Source organism: Streptomyces liliiviolaceus, from assembly GCF_018070025.1.
Classification (GTDB): domain Bacteria; phylum Actinomycetota; class Actinomycetes; order Streptomycetales; family Streptomycetaceae; genus Streptomyces; species Streptomyces liliiviolaceus.
This window is the reverse complement of the sequence record NZ_JAGPYQ010000001.1, coordinates 4,153,278-4,167,507: the sequence shown is the minus strand read 5'-3', so window position 1 is coordinate 4,167,507 and position 14,230 is coordinate 4,153,278. Positions and strand designations below refer to the sequence as shown.

The 14,230-nt window shown below is 67.0% G+C and carries 13 protein-coding genes and 1 pseudogene; 3 read left to right on the top strand and 11 right to left on the bottom strand.

Annotated elements, in window-relative coordinates; all coding sequences use genetic code 11:
- Nucleotides 1-17: 17 nt before the first annotated feature.
- The 4 genes from J8N05_RS18245 to J8N05_RS18230 are packed head-to-tail and all read right to left on the bottom strand — an operon-like array spanning nt 18 to nt 1,685.
- Nucleotides 18-896, bottom strand: coding sequence for a DUF2637 domain-containing protein (locus J8N05_RS18245; RefSeq protein ID WP_407699915.1), 879 nt, complete (start codon nt 894-896; stop codon nt 18-20).
- Nucleotides 893-1,222: a hypothetical protein gene (locus tag J8N05_RS18240; RefSeq protein ID WP_210884079.1), complete on the bottom strand. Its 330-nt coding sequence runs from the start codon at nt 1,220-1,222 to the stop codon at nt 893-895. Before J8N05_RS18240 ends, J8N05_RS18245 begins: the two co-directional genes overlap by 4 nt.
- Nucleotides 1,219-1,386 carry a hypothetical protein gene (locus J8N05_RS18235; RefSeq protein WP_210881319.1) on the bottom strand — a complete coding sequence of 56 codons (168 nt, stop codon included), beginning with the start codon at nt 1,384-1,386 and terminating at the stop codon, nt 1,219-1,221. Before J8N05_RS18235 ends, J8N05_RS18240 begins: the two co-directional genes overlap by 4 nt.
- On the bottom strand, nt 1,383-1,685 hold the full coding sequence (locus tag J8N05_RS18230; protein WP_210884077.1) for a hypothetical protein: 303 nt from the start codon (nt 1,683-1,685) through the stop codon (nt 1,383-1,385). Before J8N05_RS18230 ends, J8N05_RS18235 begins: the two co-directional genes overlap by 4 nt.
- Before the next feature lie 637 nt (nt 1,686-2,322).
- On the opposite strand from J8N05_RS18230, the gene J8N05_RS18225 reads away from it, so the two are divergent.
- On the top strand, nt 2,323-3,093 hold the full coding sequence (locus J8N05_RS18225; protein ID WP_210884075.1) for a helix-turn-helix domain-containing protein: 771 nt from the start codon (nt 2,323-2,325) through the stop codon (nt 3,091-3,093).
- The gene (locus J8N05_RS18220; RefSeq protein ID WP_210884073.1) at nt 3,090-3,563 is read left to right on the top strand and encodes an NUDIX hydrolase; all 474 of its coding nucleotides are present in this window, start codon (nt 3,090-3,092) and stop codon (nt 3,561-3,563) included. Before J8N05_RS18225 ends, J8N05_RS18220 begins: the two co-directional genes overlap by 4 nt.
- Here the strand turns inward: J8N05_RS18220 and J8N05_RS18215 are convergent.
- The 3 genes from J8N05_RS18215 to J8N05_RS18205 all read right to left on the bottom strand — a co-directional run bounded on the left by J8N05_RS18215 (nt 3,560) and on the right by J8N05_RS18205 (nt 6,650).
- Nucleotides 3,560-4,120 carry an HD domain-containing protein gene (locus J8N05_RS18215; protein WP_210884071.1) on the bottom strand — a complete coding sequence of 187 codons (561 nt, stop codon included), beginning with the start codon at nt 4,118-4,120 and terminating at the stop codon, nt 3,560-3,562. The genes J8N05_RS18220 and J8N05_RS18215 overlap by 4 nt on opposite strands.
- An 11-nt stretch (nt 4,121-4,131) precedes the next feature.
- On the bottom strand, nt 4,132-4,569 hold the full coding sequence (locus tag J8N05_RS18210) for a GntR family transcriptional regulator (protein ID WP_210884069.1): 438 nt from the start codon (nt 4,567-4,569) through the stop codon (nt 4,132-4,134).
- A gap of 134 nt (nt 4,570-4,703) precedes the next feature.
- Nucleotides 4,704-6,650 (bottom strand): AAA family ATPase, encoded by a 1,947-nt coding sequence (locus J8N05_RS18205; protein ID WP_210884068.1) that lies wholly within the window; start codon nt 6,648-6,650, stop codon nt 4,704-4,706.
- Between the two features lie 618 nt (nt 6,651-7,268).
- On the opposite strand from J8N05_RS18205, the gene J8N05_RS18200 reads away from it, so the two are divergent.
- Nucleotides 7,269-8,303, top strand: a complete 1,035-nt coding sequence (locus tag J8N05_RS18200) for a lytic polysaccharide monooxygenase auxiliary activity family 9 protein (RefSeq protein WP_210884067.1) — start codon at nt 7,269-7,271, stop codon at nt 8,301-8,303.
- Nucleotides 8,304-8,388: 85 nt separating this feature from the next.
- Here J8N05_RS18200 and J8N05_RS18195 read toward each other — a convergent pair whose 3' ends face one another.
- The 4 genes and pseudogenes from J8N05_RS18195 to J8N05_RS18185 form a co-directional block, all read right to left on the bottom strand.
- Nucleotides 8,389-9,267, bottom strand: a complete 879-nt coding sequence (locus J8N05_RS18195; protein WP_210884066.1) for an esterase/lipase family protein — start codon at nt 9,265-9,267, stop codon at nt 8,389-8,391.
- Between the two features lie 171 nt (nt 9,268-9,438).
- Nucleotides 9,439-9,522: pseudogene (locus J8N05_RS47335) on the bottom strand (MarR family transcriptional regulator); the annotation flags it as partial.
- A 118-nt stretch (nt 9,523-9,640) separates the two neighbouring features.
- Entirely contained in the window at nt 9,641-10,615 is a 975-nt protein-coding gene (locus J8N05_RS18190; protein ID WP_210884063.1) for a DNA polymerase Y family protein, read from the bottom strand.
- Nucleotides 10,612-14,211 carry a DNA polymerase III subunit alpha gene (locus J8N05_RS18185; protein WP_210884062.1) on the bottom strand — a complete coding sequence of 1,200 codons (3,600 nt, stop codon included), beginning with the start codon at nt 14,209-14,211 and terminating at the stop codon, nt 10,612-10,614. Before J8N05_RS18185 ends, J8N05_RS18190 begins: the two co-directional genes overlap by 4 nt.
- Nucleotides 14,212-14,230: the final 19 nt, after the last annotated feature.

Here is a 14,230-nt window from a genome sequence, read left to right as displayed (position 1 = left end):
GGGAGCCGTCCTCCCGTTCAGCCGGTGAGCGCGGTCGGGAGGTCTGCGAGGTGCGGCTCGCGGGTCTTGACCCGTCCGCGGGCGGTGCGGGCCGTCGACTCCGACGTCCCGAGACCCGCCGCGGCCATGGCCTGTGTCATGCGGGCCGTGCTCGGCTGCGTGAAGTCGGTGCCGTACAGGGCGCGCACCAACTGATCGACCCGGTTCGGGTAGATCACCGGGGCGCACAGGTCGACGGGCGCCGACGCGGTGTCGACGGGGACCGGATCCGTGGTGACGGGCGTCGACGCAGCCTCCACAGCCATCGGCGCAGCCACGGCCGCAGGCACCGGAACCGCGGGGGCAGCCGGCGGGGCAGTCGGGCGGTCGACGCTCACCATGACGGGCGTCGAGGGTGCTTCGACGCCCGGCGGCGGGACGTTGACGCCCGTCGACGCACGGCGGGCAAGGTAGGCATGCACCTGCCGCATCAGCGCACCGAACGCCAGCAGCGCGGCCACCGGAGGAACCGCGGCCACCACATAGTTCAGGACCCCGGCACCCTCACCGACTCCCGCCACGTTCAGCGCGATGGAAGCGCCGTCACCTGCGGTGACCAGGCCGATCGCCCACCAGTCGACCCGGTGCGCCAGCGAAGCCCGCAGGATCAACAGCTCACCGATCACGATGAACAGATCCACCGTGGCCGGCCACGCCCACGACCGGGCGACCGCCTCTTGCATGCCGTGACGGGCGGCGACTTCCTGCAAGTGCTCGTAGGAGAGCCAGAACGCCACCGCCGTCAACAGCACCGTGAGCACCGCGGCGAGAGCGGTGATCGCATGGTCCACCGCGGCGGGCGTCGACGCAGTTTCGACGGGCGTCAACGACGCGTCGACGCGAGCCGCGGCGCTCACGCCGCACCCCCGACCAACGCAGGGGTGACGACGTCGGCGTAAGCAATCAGGAGCACCGTGGCACCCGCGTGGTCGACGCTCGCGCTCAGGACTCCGGTCCGTCCGTCGGTCTGCTCCCGGTAGGTAACCGCGTCCGCAGCGACCCCTAGAGCTTCCCGCCACATCTCGAAGCCGCAAAGGTCGTTGTAGAACGACAACTCCAGCCGTTCCGGGTAGATCGTCGACACGTGCACGGACGGAGCCGGCAGGTGCCCGAAGTCCACGGACAGCAGACGCAGCGCCCGCAGGGGAACGGCCACCTCGTCCAGCGTCAGGGTCCCGCTCATACGGCAGCCCCCTCGGAGACGATCAGGAAGCTGTCCGTGTCCAGGTCCATGACGACCGTGGCGCTCTCGCCCTGCTCCCGCAGTGCCGCGGCCCGCTCCTCAGCCGGCCAACTCCCTCGCGGGTGACCGGCGGGGAAGCTGTCGAGAATCTCGCGCTCACTCATGCCGCCACCGCCGTACGCACCACGGAGCCACGCGCCGTCCGGCGCGTCCGCGGCCGACGGGCCACAGCCCGCGCGTCCCTCAGCGGGCTCGTACGCAGCAGCGTCTCCGCGTACGCCGCGGCCGGCGGGTCCGACTCCCGCAGCTCCGCGAGAACCTCCCGCGCCACGTCCAACCGCACCACCCGATCACCCTCGGACTCCATGGCCGGGTCGGTGAACAGCTCCGGGTCGATACCGAACGCCAGCTCCGCGAACTCCGTCGCGGTAACGGCTTCATGACCAGCAACGATGCACTTCATGGGTCGTCTCTCCTCAGCAGACGGAACGGCCCGAAAAAGCGGCCCCGGTGTTCGAGCACCGGGGCCGCGCGCCGTTGTGGAACCAGGGAGTTCCGGCTCCCCGCACTCCCGTCCGTACGTCCTCACGCAGTGCGCGGGACGGACGGGCGAGAGAGGCAGCCAGCCGCGGCTCAAGGCGCCGCGAAACCAGAAGACGGACCGGAAAGTTGCTCTGCAGGCGCCGCCGGTCGGTCCATCACGGCGACGCCCAAAACATTCGTTGACGCACAGCACTCCCGAAGATCGAAGGAACAAGAACCAGCACTGCAAGGGGGACCCAGTCCCCACACTCCGGCCGTTGCTCGCGGTCGCCGGGCCACCTCGCCAGTACGGGCCGAAACCCTGTTCCACCTGGCCTTTAGCGGGATTGCAGCGTCCCCGCCCCGAGAGGTACATGTAGTACGTGTTCCTCATCATGCAGAGAGGGGTTCGCTCCGTCAAGCCCTTCGACTTTCTGAAGTTCGGCGAGCCCCTCGCCGTGATGTACCTAGAGCCTGACTCCGACAGCGACGACGATCGACTTCGCACCTGTACGACCTGAGTCGTTCTTGGATAGCGTGAAGTCGTACCAAGTCGTCCCGGCTAGACGGAGGTTGGCATGGCGAACGAGCGACTGCGCGGCGCCATAGTGGACTTGGGCCTGACCCTTGATGAGGTTGCCGAGCGGCTCGGGGTCGCGCCCAAGACGGTTGAGCGATGGATCAACGACCCCGAGCGCAAGCCGTACCGGCGCTTCCAGTACGCGACCGCCTCACTACTAAAGTGCGAAGTGTCGTACCTATGGCCTGACGAACGCACCTCGGCCGAGGTCACGGCTTCTGGTAATGCGGAGTTAGTCAGGCTCTATCCACACCGGTCCGTCGTGATGCAGACGCTGTGGACGAACCTCTACTCCAAATCGACGCGACAATTCGACGTGCTGGTGTACTCCGGATTTTGGCTCACAGAAGACGCGACATTCCATCGCATCGTGAAAGAAAAGTCCGCCGATGGAGTCCCGATCCGCTTCATGCTGGGAGAGCCGACGTCGTCCGCTGTAGCAGTGCGCGGGGAAGACGAGGGAATCGGCGCGACAATGGGAGGGAAGATCCGGAACGCCCTAATCAACTACGGCCCGCTCTTCCGTCTCCCGGGGGTGGAATTTCGCCTACATAGCACCACCCTATACAACTCGATCTATCGAGCCGATGACGAGATGCTGGCGAATGGTCACCTCTACGGCGTCGGCGCCTACATGGCCCCTGTACTGCACCTGCGACGCGTCCCCGGCGGAGAACTCTTCGACTCCTACGCTGAGAGTGTTGAGAGGGTCTGGGAGTCCGCCCGGCCTATCTCCACGCCGGCCGATTGGGAAGGCACGCACTCATGAGCCGCATCGACTACTTCCGCGACCCGAACGCTCCGCAAGCCAACTCAGTGGTGCCTTCAGTCACCGCAGTTGTCCAGGACGACTCAGGGCAGCTTCTTCTCATCCATAAGACCGACAACGACCTATGGGCCCTTCCTGGCGGCGGTCACGACATTGGTGAAAGCATCGGCGAAACAGTCGTCCGGGAAGTCTCGGAAGAGACAGGAATTCAGGTTGTGGTCGACAACATCGTCGGGCTTTACACTGACCCTTCTCACGTGCTGGCGTACGACGACGGGGAAGTCCGGCAACAGTTCTCCATCTGCTTCCGGGCTCACCCCACGGGCGGTTCTCTGCGCACAAGTAGTGAATCAAAAGAGGTCCGCTGGGTAAACCCAGCGGACCTAGACCGACTCGATATCCACCCGTCGATGATGCTGCGCATTCGGCACGGCTTGGATGCATCGCGACGGGAACCCTACATTGGCTAACCGTCGGCAGAGACCAGCACCAACCGGCTCTCAACACGCTCCGACGCTGCATAGATCTCGGGAGACGCGCGCTGAATGAACCGCCCGACGATCGTGTCGGGACCGTACCGCTTCACGATCTCGTCCAGCCGCGCGGCCGGCGTGGTCGGTGTCCCATCGGGCGTTGTCGTCATGTCGCAGTACACCAGGGCGTCGACCAGGTCCGGCCGCTCTAGCTCGAACTCCCCCTCTAGGTCACGCCTCAATCCGCGTTCCTCGGCTTCCAGCAGCGCGCAAGAGTGGTGAGCCACGAGACGAACGACACGCTCGTCCGCTCCCTCCTGATCCCGGAGAAATCGCGCGCCATCCAGTGGGTGAAAGCCCGTGGTGGCGATGGCCGGCGAGTACCCGACGTCATGCAGCACGGCCGCGGCTTCCAGCAGCTCCGCATCGGCTCCCAGGATCGGGCTCAACGAGCGAGCACGCTTGGCGACCCCGAGAGAGTGCGCCCACCGGCGCGGCAACGGTTCGGACAGCATCGCTTCGGAGAGCGAGTAAGCCCACTCAGTCAGTCCCATGACTGCCAAGACTACGGCCGCGAGGCGGGAGTCGGGAGGGCGCGCACCGTGCGCCCCTTCCCGTGAACAGTAGCGAGCAGGCCGGTCCCTTCCATCTGCGCAAGGATGCGACGCACAGCGGTTCGGGATGCGTCGAACCGCTCGCACAGCTTCGCCTCTGACGGGTAGGTATCGCCTACTTTCAGAGAGTCTTCCGTGATCACGTCGTTCATGCGATCGGCAAGCGACCGGCGGTCACCGCTCCCAGCGGGACGCCATCCGATGCCGGGTGCAGCCTCGACAACGCCCTCCGCTTCGAGCGTCTTGAGCGCGCGACGGATAGTGTTCCGCGAGACACCGTGAGAGCGCATGAGGGCTGCCTCCGAAGGCAACGACTCTCCCTCTACGATCTGCTCTCGCAGCACCTCCGCAATGACCAAATAGGTCCCTCGCGGACTGGCGTCTGACACTTCGCCCCCTCGCTTCGTCCATCGTTCGCCGCCAAGGATCCCACGAAGTGCGGCACCGGGGCAGGCCGACTTCCAGGCAAGAGCACTCGCTGCCCCGCTTTAGTACGCGGCTGCCAGCTCTCTCAGCTAAGAACTTACCGCACAAAGGATTCTACAATTCGCACCAGTTCGGGGATAGGGGTGACTTTGGCGGCAAGCTTAGGGCCGTCTGCAATTTTGTCGTACGACCTATCCAGATACCTTCTATAGATCGAATTTAGCAGCTCATACCCAGGAGCGAGGATGCGCCAATCCCTCTCCCAAAGCTCCCGAATCTGCCCCTCATTTTCATTCCATCGAGTTCGCACAAAATCGGCGAATTCCATTTTATCGGGAATTTGCGAGACGGTCCGCGCAATCATTTCCTCCCTGGAGAAATTCGCCTTAGCCATTTTATTTCGCGAGCTATTGTCAACGAACCTGAGAGGCTCAAGGTCCCATGATGTTCTTTTCATTACTACAACCTGTTGCAAACTATCGGCAACCGTGCGAGCGTACGTTTCGATCTCACTAGGCGACAGCTTTCTTTGAGCGCCACAATCCTCCAGGTGTGCTGAAAGTGCAACAAAATCAACCAGCAGGTTCTCAATTTCCCGACAGGGCAGAAGGAAAGCTGAATCTTTCGCATTCAGTTTTTCCACGAGCCTATGAGGCAGTTCGTCTCGATCGCGAATATATAGAACCTTGCGCAATCCGACTGGGTCCGCTTGCTCCAGCCATTTTGATAGGATATCGACGTGGCGTGCACTGTCACCTCCCTCACCTCTGATAATGGCGACGGTTGGGTCACCAATTAGATGAGGAAACCACTGCTCAATGATCAGTTCGTCTGATTTCCCTTCGAGGACGAGCAGCCTTTCAGCGGACAGAGCGTCACTTAGGCGAACTCCCAGCGCATGGAGTACTTTTTCGCGGTTAGTCGAGACCAACTGCACTTTAGAAGCCGCACCTTCCTTACGAACTTCCAAGATGTTCGAAGATGCCCAATCGAGGAAGACTGTCGAGTGTGTGGAGATGAAGAAATTGCGTCCTTGGCGTGCCCAATCTTGAATCACACTGAGCAAGGCACGCTGCGCGGCTGGATGTAGCCCCGTCTCTGGCTCTTCCAGCACTAGGGTGTGCGCTGCTGATGTCAGCCCTGCCACGAGCGTTAGTAGCACCTGCTCAACACCCGTTCCCACGTCCTTAAGGTTGTGCGAAAAGTTACCCCCCACCCATTTTTCCCGGAAAGCAACATGAAACATACCTTGCGAGGTGGGCGTCATGAGTTGCCCCACATTTGGAACGATACGCTCAAGTAGCTCGCCTAGATGTCTCCACGCTTCAGGCTCGTTATGTTGCAGGTGCAGAAGGACTTCGGCAAGGTTTTGACCGTCACTTTCCAGTCGCTCGTGAGAAGCAAGAGAGACCTCGCGGGCTCGCGAGCGACGCAGGGGTTCAAAATGAAAATATCCTCTCCGCCATTCCAGGAAAAATTCAAGCAGCTTGGCAAGAGGATCCAAGACTATCGGTGTACTGAGAGCCAAAATCGCTGTCTCTAGATCGAACCCGGCAGTGGTATTCGGAGTTCCATCCCAGTGGCTCAGCACCATACTTGGCGCGAGAATCTTGAAGCGAGATCCATCCTGAAGGACTTTTGCAATTGACCTTTCTTGTCCGTGAAGATACGTCCTGATTTCTATCGGGACCATCTTTCCGTCATGCCCTGCAAATGCCCACTCCACCCATTCAAGATCAGATTTGGCTAGTAGCTTTTCGGCATCCTCCTCGGCAACTACGTTTACACCGTGGAAAGCTTCCACCCTCTCGCGAAAACTGAGGGAAAAGCGCACACGCACTTCTGGCTGCGTTCCGTAGCGTCCAAAATATGTCTCTGAAGGCACCATTGCGACTACGTCTAGAACGTTTAGAAGTGAGCTCTTGCCCGTATTGTTGGGTCCAGTTACAAGCGTCAAGCCACCTGGATTATTAGGCAAATGCAGATTGTCGTACGCCCTGAAATTTCTTGCCTCGATCTTCAGCAGCTGCACTTCTTGTTTCACCGATTCCAGTGAGAGATTTTGAATAAACCGAATTGCCGCACGAGGGTGGGCGACAGGTTTGGCGTAGCAGTCTTTTAATATCGTCCGATCACGCAACCGTCAACAGGGATTTGATGCGTCAGGCAGCAGTGTCGTCCACACACACCTCCTGAGTCCGATGACGCCGAACGGACTTGCGATACCCAAGCACCTGTGTCGGCATGACGTTCAGGTGCTCTGGACGACGCGCGGACGGTTCAAGGAGCCCGCTCCTCTCGTGCGACATGGTCCTCCCCCCCCTCAAAATGTTGACACTGCGTCGCCTCCAGCGCTGAAACCAGCCCCCCCCGTCTTTCTGCGTCGAACCATCGATCAGCCGGGAGCCATACGGGGAGCCAACTGACGCGTCCGGCAGCGGACGGACGCGAACTGCCACGGACAGTGGCGCCTTTCGCCCGCAGGTGAGGCAGGGCCCTTCAACCGCTCTGCCTGAGCCCTCGGTTAGCCCTGTCTTAACGGCACCATAAGGATCGCCTCCACCCGCTCCCAGCAGGCGATTTCGCGGTTTCCAGGGGCTAGCTTGCTGATCGCCCCCAGGCATCACAGGCACCCGCCGGATCCGTTTCGAGGAGTACCCCCATGCCCGCTCGCCACCAGGCAGCCGCCCGTATCGCCACCGTCGTCGCGGTCGGCGTCGCCCCGCTCGCGCTGACCGCGCTCGCCGCCGCTCCCGCCGTCGCCCACGGCTCGATGACGGACCCGGTGAGCCGGGTCGCGGGCTGCTTCGCGGAGGGTCCGGAGAACCCGAAGTCCGCCGCCTGCAAGGCGGCGGTCGCGGCCGGCGGCACACAGGCCCTCTACGACTGGAACGGCGTCAACATCGCCAACGCCGCCGGGAAGTCGAAGGAGATCATCCCCGACGGGAAGCTGTGCAGCGCCGGCAACGACAAGTTCAAGGGCCTCGACCTGGCCCGCGCCGACTGGCCCGCCACGCAGCTGACCTCGGGCAACCGCACCTTCCGCTACAAGGGGACCGCCCCGCACAAGGGGTCGTTCGAGCTGTACGTCACCAAGGACGGGTACGACCCGGCGAAGCCGCTGAAGTGGTCGGACCTGGAGTCGACGCCGTTCCTCAAGGTCACCGACCCGAAGCTGGAGAACGGCGACTACGTCTTCAGCGGGGTCGTCCCGGTCAAGTCGGGCCGCCACCTCATCTACTCGATCTGGCAGCGCTCCGATTCCCCCGAGGCCTTCTACACCTGCTCGGACGTCGTCTTCGGCGAGGGCGGCGCGGGTGCGGAGGCCTCCGCGGCCCCGGCCGCGTCGGCGCCGTCCGACGAGGACATCGCGGACGGTGCGGACGAGTCGTCCGTGGAGCACGGCGGGCACGGGGACGACGACCCCAAGACCCAGGCCTCGGTCACGGCCGCCGCGGGCACGAAGTCGGACCCGGACTCCGGGGCCGGGGCCGAGGAGACGGCCGGAGCCGCCGAGGCCGAGACCGAGCCCGGCTCCGGGAACGGTGCCGAACCCGCCGGTGCGTCGGCGAACCTCGCCGAGACCGGGGGGTCCGACTCGACCGCGTACCTCGCGGTGGGTGGGGCGGGGGCGCTGGCCCTCGGGGCGGCGGCGATGTTCGCGTCCGTCCGCCGGAGGGCTGCCGCCGGCAAGTAGGGATCGTAGGGGTTCGGCTGTACGGGAACTGCGGGTCCGGTTGTGGCTGGGCGCGCAGTTCCCCGCGCCCCTTACGGGGCTCGGGCTAGCTGACCGCCGACAGGCAGGTCGTGGGGGTGGCTCGGGACGGGTCCAGGGCGTTGGCGACCTCGTGGAAGGCGATGCGGTCGACGAGTCCGATCGCCGCGTGCTCGGAGAGGTCGAGCGCGCACAGGTCCTGGATCAGGATGTTGCGTACGTTCGGGCCGTCGAGGAACTGTGAGCGGTACGGCGTGACGACCTCGTCGTACCGGGTGGCGATGACCGTGTAGCGGACGCCCGGCACGGTGTCGCCGCCCGCGTTGAGCCGCGTGAGGAACGCGGAGCCGGCCACCTGGTCGGCCAGGGCCGGAGTGGCCGCCGAGAGCACCTCGCTCGCGCCGGGGAAGTGCGTGACCAGCTTGGCCAGTCCGTTCAGGGTGGTGCCGTGGTTGTCGGGGGCGATACCGACGAGGGCGTTCACCTTGGCGGCGCCGCCGAGGAACTTCAGGTAGTGGCGTGGCATCATGCCGCCCTGCGAGTGGCCGACGAGGTCCGCCTTGGCCGCCCCGGTAGCGGCGAGCACCTTGTCGACGAAGACCTTCAGCTGCTCCGCCGACTTGTCGATGGGACCGAGCCCGTGGACGAGCGGTACGCCGGGAAGCTGCCCGTAGTCGAGGGCGTAGACGCAGTAGTCGCGGCTGACCAGATAGGGCGCGAGGCCCAGCCAGTTGTCGACGGAGTTGGCGAAGGTGCCGTGGACGAGGACGACGGGGCGCGGGTGGGCGGCGGACGGCTTGCAGGAGTAGTCGTTCCAGCCTCTGCTGGTCGCGGTCGCGGCCCGGTCGGTGCCGGCGGCGGTGGCCGTGGTGGCGGGGACGATCGTGACCACCGCGGTCAGCAGCAGCGCCGACAGCGGTCTGAGCAGGTGCTTCCAGGGCAGCATCGGGTGATCTCCTTGCGGCTCAAGGGAGTGACGAGGCCATACGCCCTGTGATCCGGATCACGAGGATGCTGTTCTTTTTTCAAGTTACGGGCGAGTAGTAAATGTGTGAAGTTACGCGTCAGTAAAAACTTCCAGTGATAGCCGGGAGCACTGACACGTGCCGTTGAACCGTCACCAGGCGGGCCTGATGGGACCGTAGGGGGCAATGCGCAACAAATGATCGCGCAACGCCCGCACTTCACCCTCCCCGATTAGTTCGACCCACGACCGAACGCCCCAGGGCCCCGAAAGGGGCGCGGGGAACTGCGCGACAAGCCCCCACCGGCCCGCACCCGACACACTCCCCCGGCCCCCCCTGCGGAGCACAACGCGGCTACGCCGCAAGCGCCCCCGGCACCACCGCCCCCGCCCCGAACTTCTCCCGCACCCGGTGCGCCACCTCCTCAAGGCGCCGCACCTTCTCGTCCACGGGATCGAACGTGAGCTGGTGCGAGGCCTGGTCGGCGGGGTCGAGCCCCTCGGCCCGCAGAGCCACACCACGGACCCGGGCCCGCTGCAGGCCCAGCGCCTCGTACATGCGGTACGCGGCATCGGTGAGCGCGGAGGAGTGGGCGGTCGGCTCGGGGAGCTTCCGGCTGCGGGTGGTCAGCGATCGGTCGGCGTAGCGGACGGTGAGGGTGAGCGTGCGGCACACCTTCTCCAGGGCGCGCAGCCGCGAGCCCAGCTCCCCGGCGGCGGAGAGCAGCGCGCGCCGATGCTGCGCGGGGTCCAACTCGTCGCGCGGGAAGGGCCGTTCGGCGGCGAGCGACCGGGAGACGGCGTTCGGTACGACCCGGCCGCGGTCGATGCCCCGCGCCTTCTCGTGCAGTTCGCGGCCGGTACGGGCGGTGGTGAGCCGCTGCAGTGTGGACAGCGGCGCGGCGGCCACCTTGCCGATGCTGTCCAGTCCGTACTCGCACAGGGTGCGGGCGGTGGCCGTACCGACTCCCGGCAGCGCCCCGACGGGCCGTTCCGCCAGGAACTCCGTGAGGGCGAGGGGGCCTTCGGGGACCACCCGGATCTCCCCGGGGGCGGCCTCCCGCAGGGCCATCCGCGCGAACATCGGGCCGGGCCCCGCCCCGATCGCGCAGTCGACGCCGTGCCAGGCGAGCGCCCGTACCCGGATCAGCGAGGCCAGTTCCACGACGTCCCGCCGGAAGTACCGCTCGGCGCCCCGCAGATCGGCCAGCGCCCCGTCGGGCGGCAGCGCCTCGACGACGGGGGTGAACTCCTCCAACGTGCCGAGGAGCCCGGGCAGGGCGGCCTCGTACATCGGCGGCAGTTGGAAACGTACGCAGAGGATGGTCATCCCGCACTCCCCGGGCTCTGGTGCCACAGTTTCTTTCCGCTCGCGGGCCCCTCGCCCGCCGGGCGCAGATCGGCCCACGGATGCATTTCGTATCCCGTGGGCAACTGGATGCGACGGCCGCCCGTCGGATCCCCCGACCCCCGGGAACCGGCCCCGGCCCCGGACTCACCCCCGGGCGCCCCCTCGACCCCGCCCTCCGGCCCTCCCCGCGGCTCGGCCAGTCTCATCGCCACTCCCTCCAGCCCTTCCTCCTGCCGCAGTTCCGCCAGGTCGGCGAGGTTCCAGGCGGCCGCCCCGACGACGCTGAGGCTGCGCGGGCCGCGCCGCTGCACCACGCCGCGCACGAGCAGGAGCCAGGAGTGGAAGACGGTGTGCGCGCACGCGTCGTGGGAGTCGTCGAAGAAGGCGAGGTCGAGCAGGCCCGTACCGTCGTCCAGGGTGGTGAAGATGACCCGCTTTCCGGAGCGGATCGGGGGTGTCTGGGTGGCGGCCTTGGCGCCCGCGACCAGCACCGTCTCGCCGTGCTCGGCCGCCCGCAGCCGGCGTGCCGTGACGACGCCCAGCTCGTCCAGGAACGTCCGGTGATCGTCCATCAGATTGCGTGAGGCGTCCATGGAGAGCACGCCCAGTTCGGCACTGAGCCGTTCCGCCGAGGAGAGGTCGGGCAGCCCGGCCGACGCGGTCTGCTGGCCTCCGTTCAGCGGGAGTTGGGAACCTCCCGCACCGCCGGCGCCGCGTGCGCCCCGGTGCAGCTCGGTCAGGTGCAGTTGCAGATCACGGCGGTTGGCGCCGAAGGTGTCCAACGCGCCCACCTGCGCGAGCCGTCCGGCCAGCGGGCGGCTCGGCCGGGCCCGTTCCCAGAAGTCGAGCAGCGAGGCGTACGGCTGCCCCTGCTCGATCCGGGCCGCCTCGGCCTCGCTGATCCCGTGCACGTCGGAGAGCGCGAGCCGCACTCCCCAGGTCCCCTCCGAGTCCCGTACCCCTTCAGAGGATTCAGACACCAGTTCGATACTGTGTGCGACCGACGATCGGTTCACGTCCAACGGCAGGATCGGCACCCCCCGCCGTCGCGCGTCCGCGAGCAGCAGCCGCTTCGGGTACATCCCGGGATCGTGCGTGAGCAGCCCCGCGTAGAAGGCGGCCGGGTGGTGCGCCTTCAGCCACGCCGACTGATAGGTCGGCACGGCGAACGCGACCGCGTGCGCCTTGCAGAAGCCGTACGCCCCGAAGGCCTCGACGATCTCCCAGGTACGGGTGATCGTCTGCGCGTCGTACCCCCGCGAGGCCGCGTGCTGTGCGAACCAGAAGCGGATCCGCTCCTGCGACTCGGGGTCGGACAGCCCGCGCCGCACCCGGTCCGCCTCGCCCCGTCCGCAGCCGGTCATGATGTCGACGATGTCGATGACCTGCTCGTGGAAGACCACGACCCCGTACGTGCTCCGCAGCGGCTCCTCCAGATCCGGGTGCGGATAGCGGACCGGCGCGCGGCCGTGCCGTGCCTCGATGAACGGGCGCACCATGTCGGCCGCGACCGGTCCGGGGCGGAAGAGGGAGATGTCGACGACGAGGTCGTGGAAGGTCGCGGGCTGGAGCCTGCCGACCAGGTCCCGCTGCCCCGGCGACTCGATCTGGAAGCAGCCCAGCGTCTCCGTGGACCGGATGAGCCGGTACGTCCGCGGGTCGCCCTCCTCGACGGCGACGGCGTCCAGGTCGACCTCGTCGCCCGTCGCCCGTTTCACCTCGGCCACCGCGTGCGCCATCGCGGACTGCATCCGCACGCCCAGCACGTCGAGCTTGAGCAGCCCGAGGTCCTCGACGTCCTCCTTGTCGAACTGCGCCATGGGGAGCCCTTCGCCACTGGTCGGCACGACCGGCGTACGGGCGAGGAGCGAGGCGTCGGAGAGGAGGACCCCGCACGGGTGCATGGCGACTCCGCGCGGCAGGGCGTCCAGCGACTCCACCAGTTCCCACAACCGCCCGTACTTCGACCCTTTCCGCGCGGACTCCTCGGCCAGGGAACGGAGTTCGGGGAGTTCCGCCAGCGCGGCGCGGGCGTCGCGGGCGCGGATGTGCGGGAAGGACTTGGCGATACGGTCGATGTCGGCCGGGTCCATGGAGAGGGCCGCGCCGACGTCCCGTACCGCGTGACGCACCCGGTACGTCTCCGGCATCGCCACCGTCGCGACCCGCTCGGTGCCGAACCGGCCGATGATCGCGCGGTAGACCTCGATGCGGCGCGCGGACTCCACGTCGATGTCGATGTCGGGCAGGACCGCGCGGCGCTTGGACAGGAAGCGTTCCATCAGCAGTCCGTGTTCGACGGGGTCGGCGTGCGCGATGCCGATGAGGTGGTTGACGAGCGAGCCCGCCCCGGAGCCGCGCGCGGCGACCCGGATGCCCATCCCCTTCACGTCGTCCACGACCTGAGAGACCGTCAGGAAGTAGGAGGCGAAGTGGTGATGGGCGATGATGTCCAGCTCGCGGTGCATGCGCTCCCAGTACTCCCGCGCCCGGGAGGAGCGGTCGTACCCGAGGCGCGTCATCCCCGCCGCCGCCCGGGAGGCCAGTACGCGCTGCGCGGTGCGGCGCCCGGCGCCGACGAGGTGCGCCTCGGGGAAGTGCACCGCGCCGATCCCGAGGTCGTCCTCCGGGTCGACCCGGCACTCGTCGGCAGTGGCCCGGGTCTGTTCGAGCAGCCGGTGGGCGGTGTCGCGGCGGTAGCCGGCGGCCTCGACGATCCGTTCGGCGGCGGCGAGCATGGCCCCCTCGTCCTTGAGCCAGGCCTCTCCGCTGTCCAGCTCCTTGCGGGGGTCTACGGGGACCAGCCGGCGGGCGGCGTCCAGCACGTCGGCGACCGGGCCCATGCCGGGGTCGGCGTACCGGACGGCGTTGGTGAGCACCGGGCGCACCCGCTGCTCGGCGGCGAAGCCGACGGTACGGGCGGCAAGCCGCAGGGAGCCGGGTCCTGTGCCCTCGCGTCCGTGCCAGACCGCTTCCAGGCGCAGGGCGTCGCCGTACACCTCCCGCCAGGGTGCGAGCAGTGCCGCAGCCCGGTCGGGCCGTCCGGCGGTGAGCGCGCGGCCGACGTCGGAGGCCGGGCCGAGCAGCACGGTCAGCCCCTCGGCGTGGTTCTCCGCCCGGGGCAGCAGCGGCTGTCCCTCGCCCGCATGCGCCGCAGTAACGATCCTGCAGAGATCGGCCCAGCCCTTCGCGCCGTCCCGGGCGAGGAAGGTGACGCGGGGTGTCGACTCGTCGATGAAGGCGCCGCCCCGTACGGGAGTCCGGCGCCGCTCACCCCGTACGGACTCCACGGCAGCCCTTCCCGCGACCCCCGCGGGCCCTCCGGACACCCCCTTCCCGGACCCTCCGGCGGGCTCTTCGACCGCGAGGTCGACCCCGAACAGCGGGCGCACGCCCACGCCCTGCGCGGCACAGGCCTTCGCGAAGCGGACCGCGCCCGCGACGGTGTCCCGGTCGGTGAGCGCCAGCGCGTCCATGCCCCGCTCGACGGCGCGTTCGGCGAGGCGCTCCGGGTGGGATCCCCCGTACCGCAGGGAGTACCCGGAAGCGGTGTGCAGATGCGTGAAGCCGGACACGCGCACCTCCACCACCAGG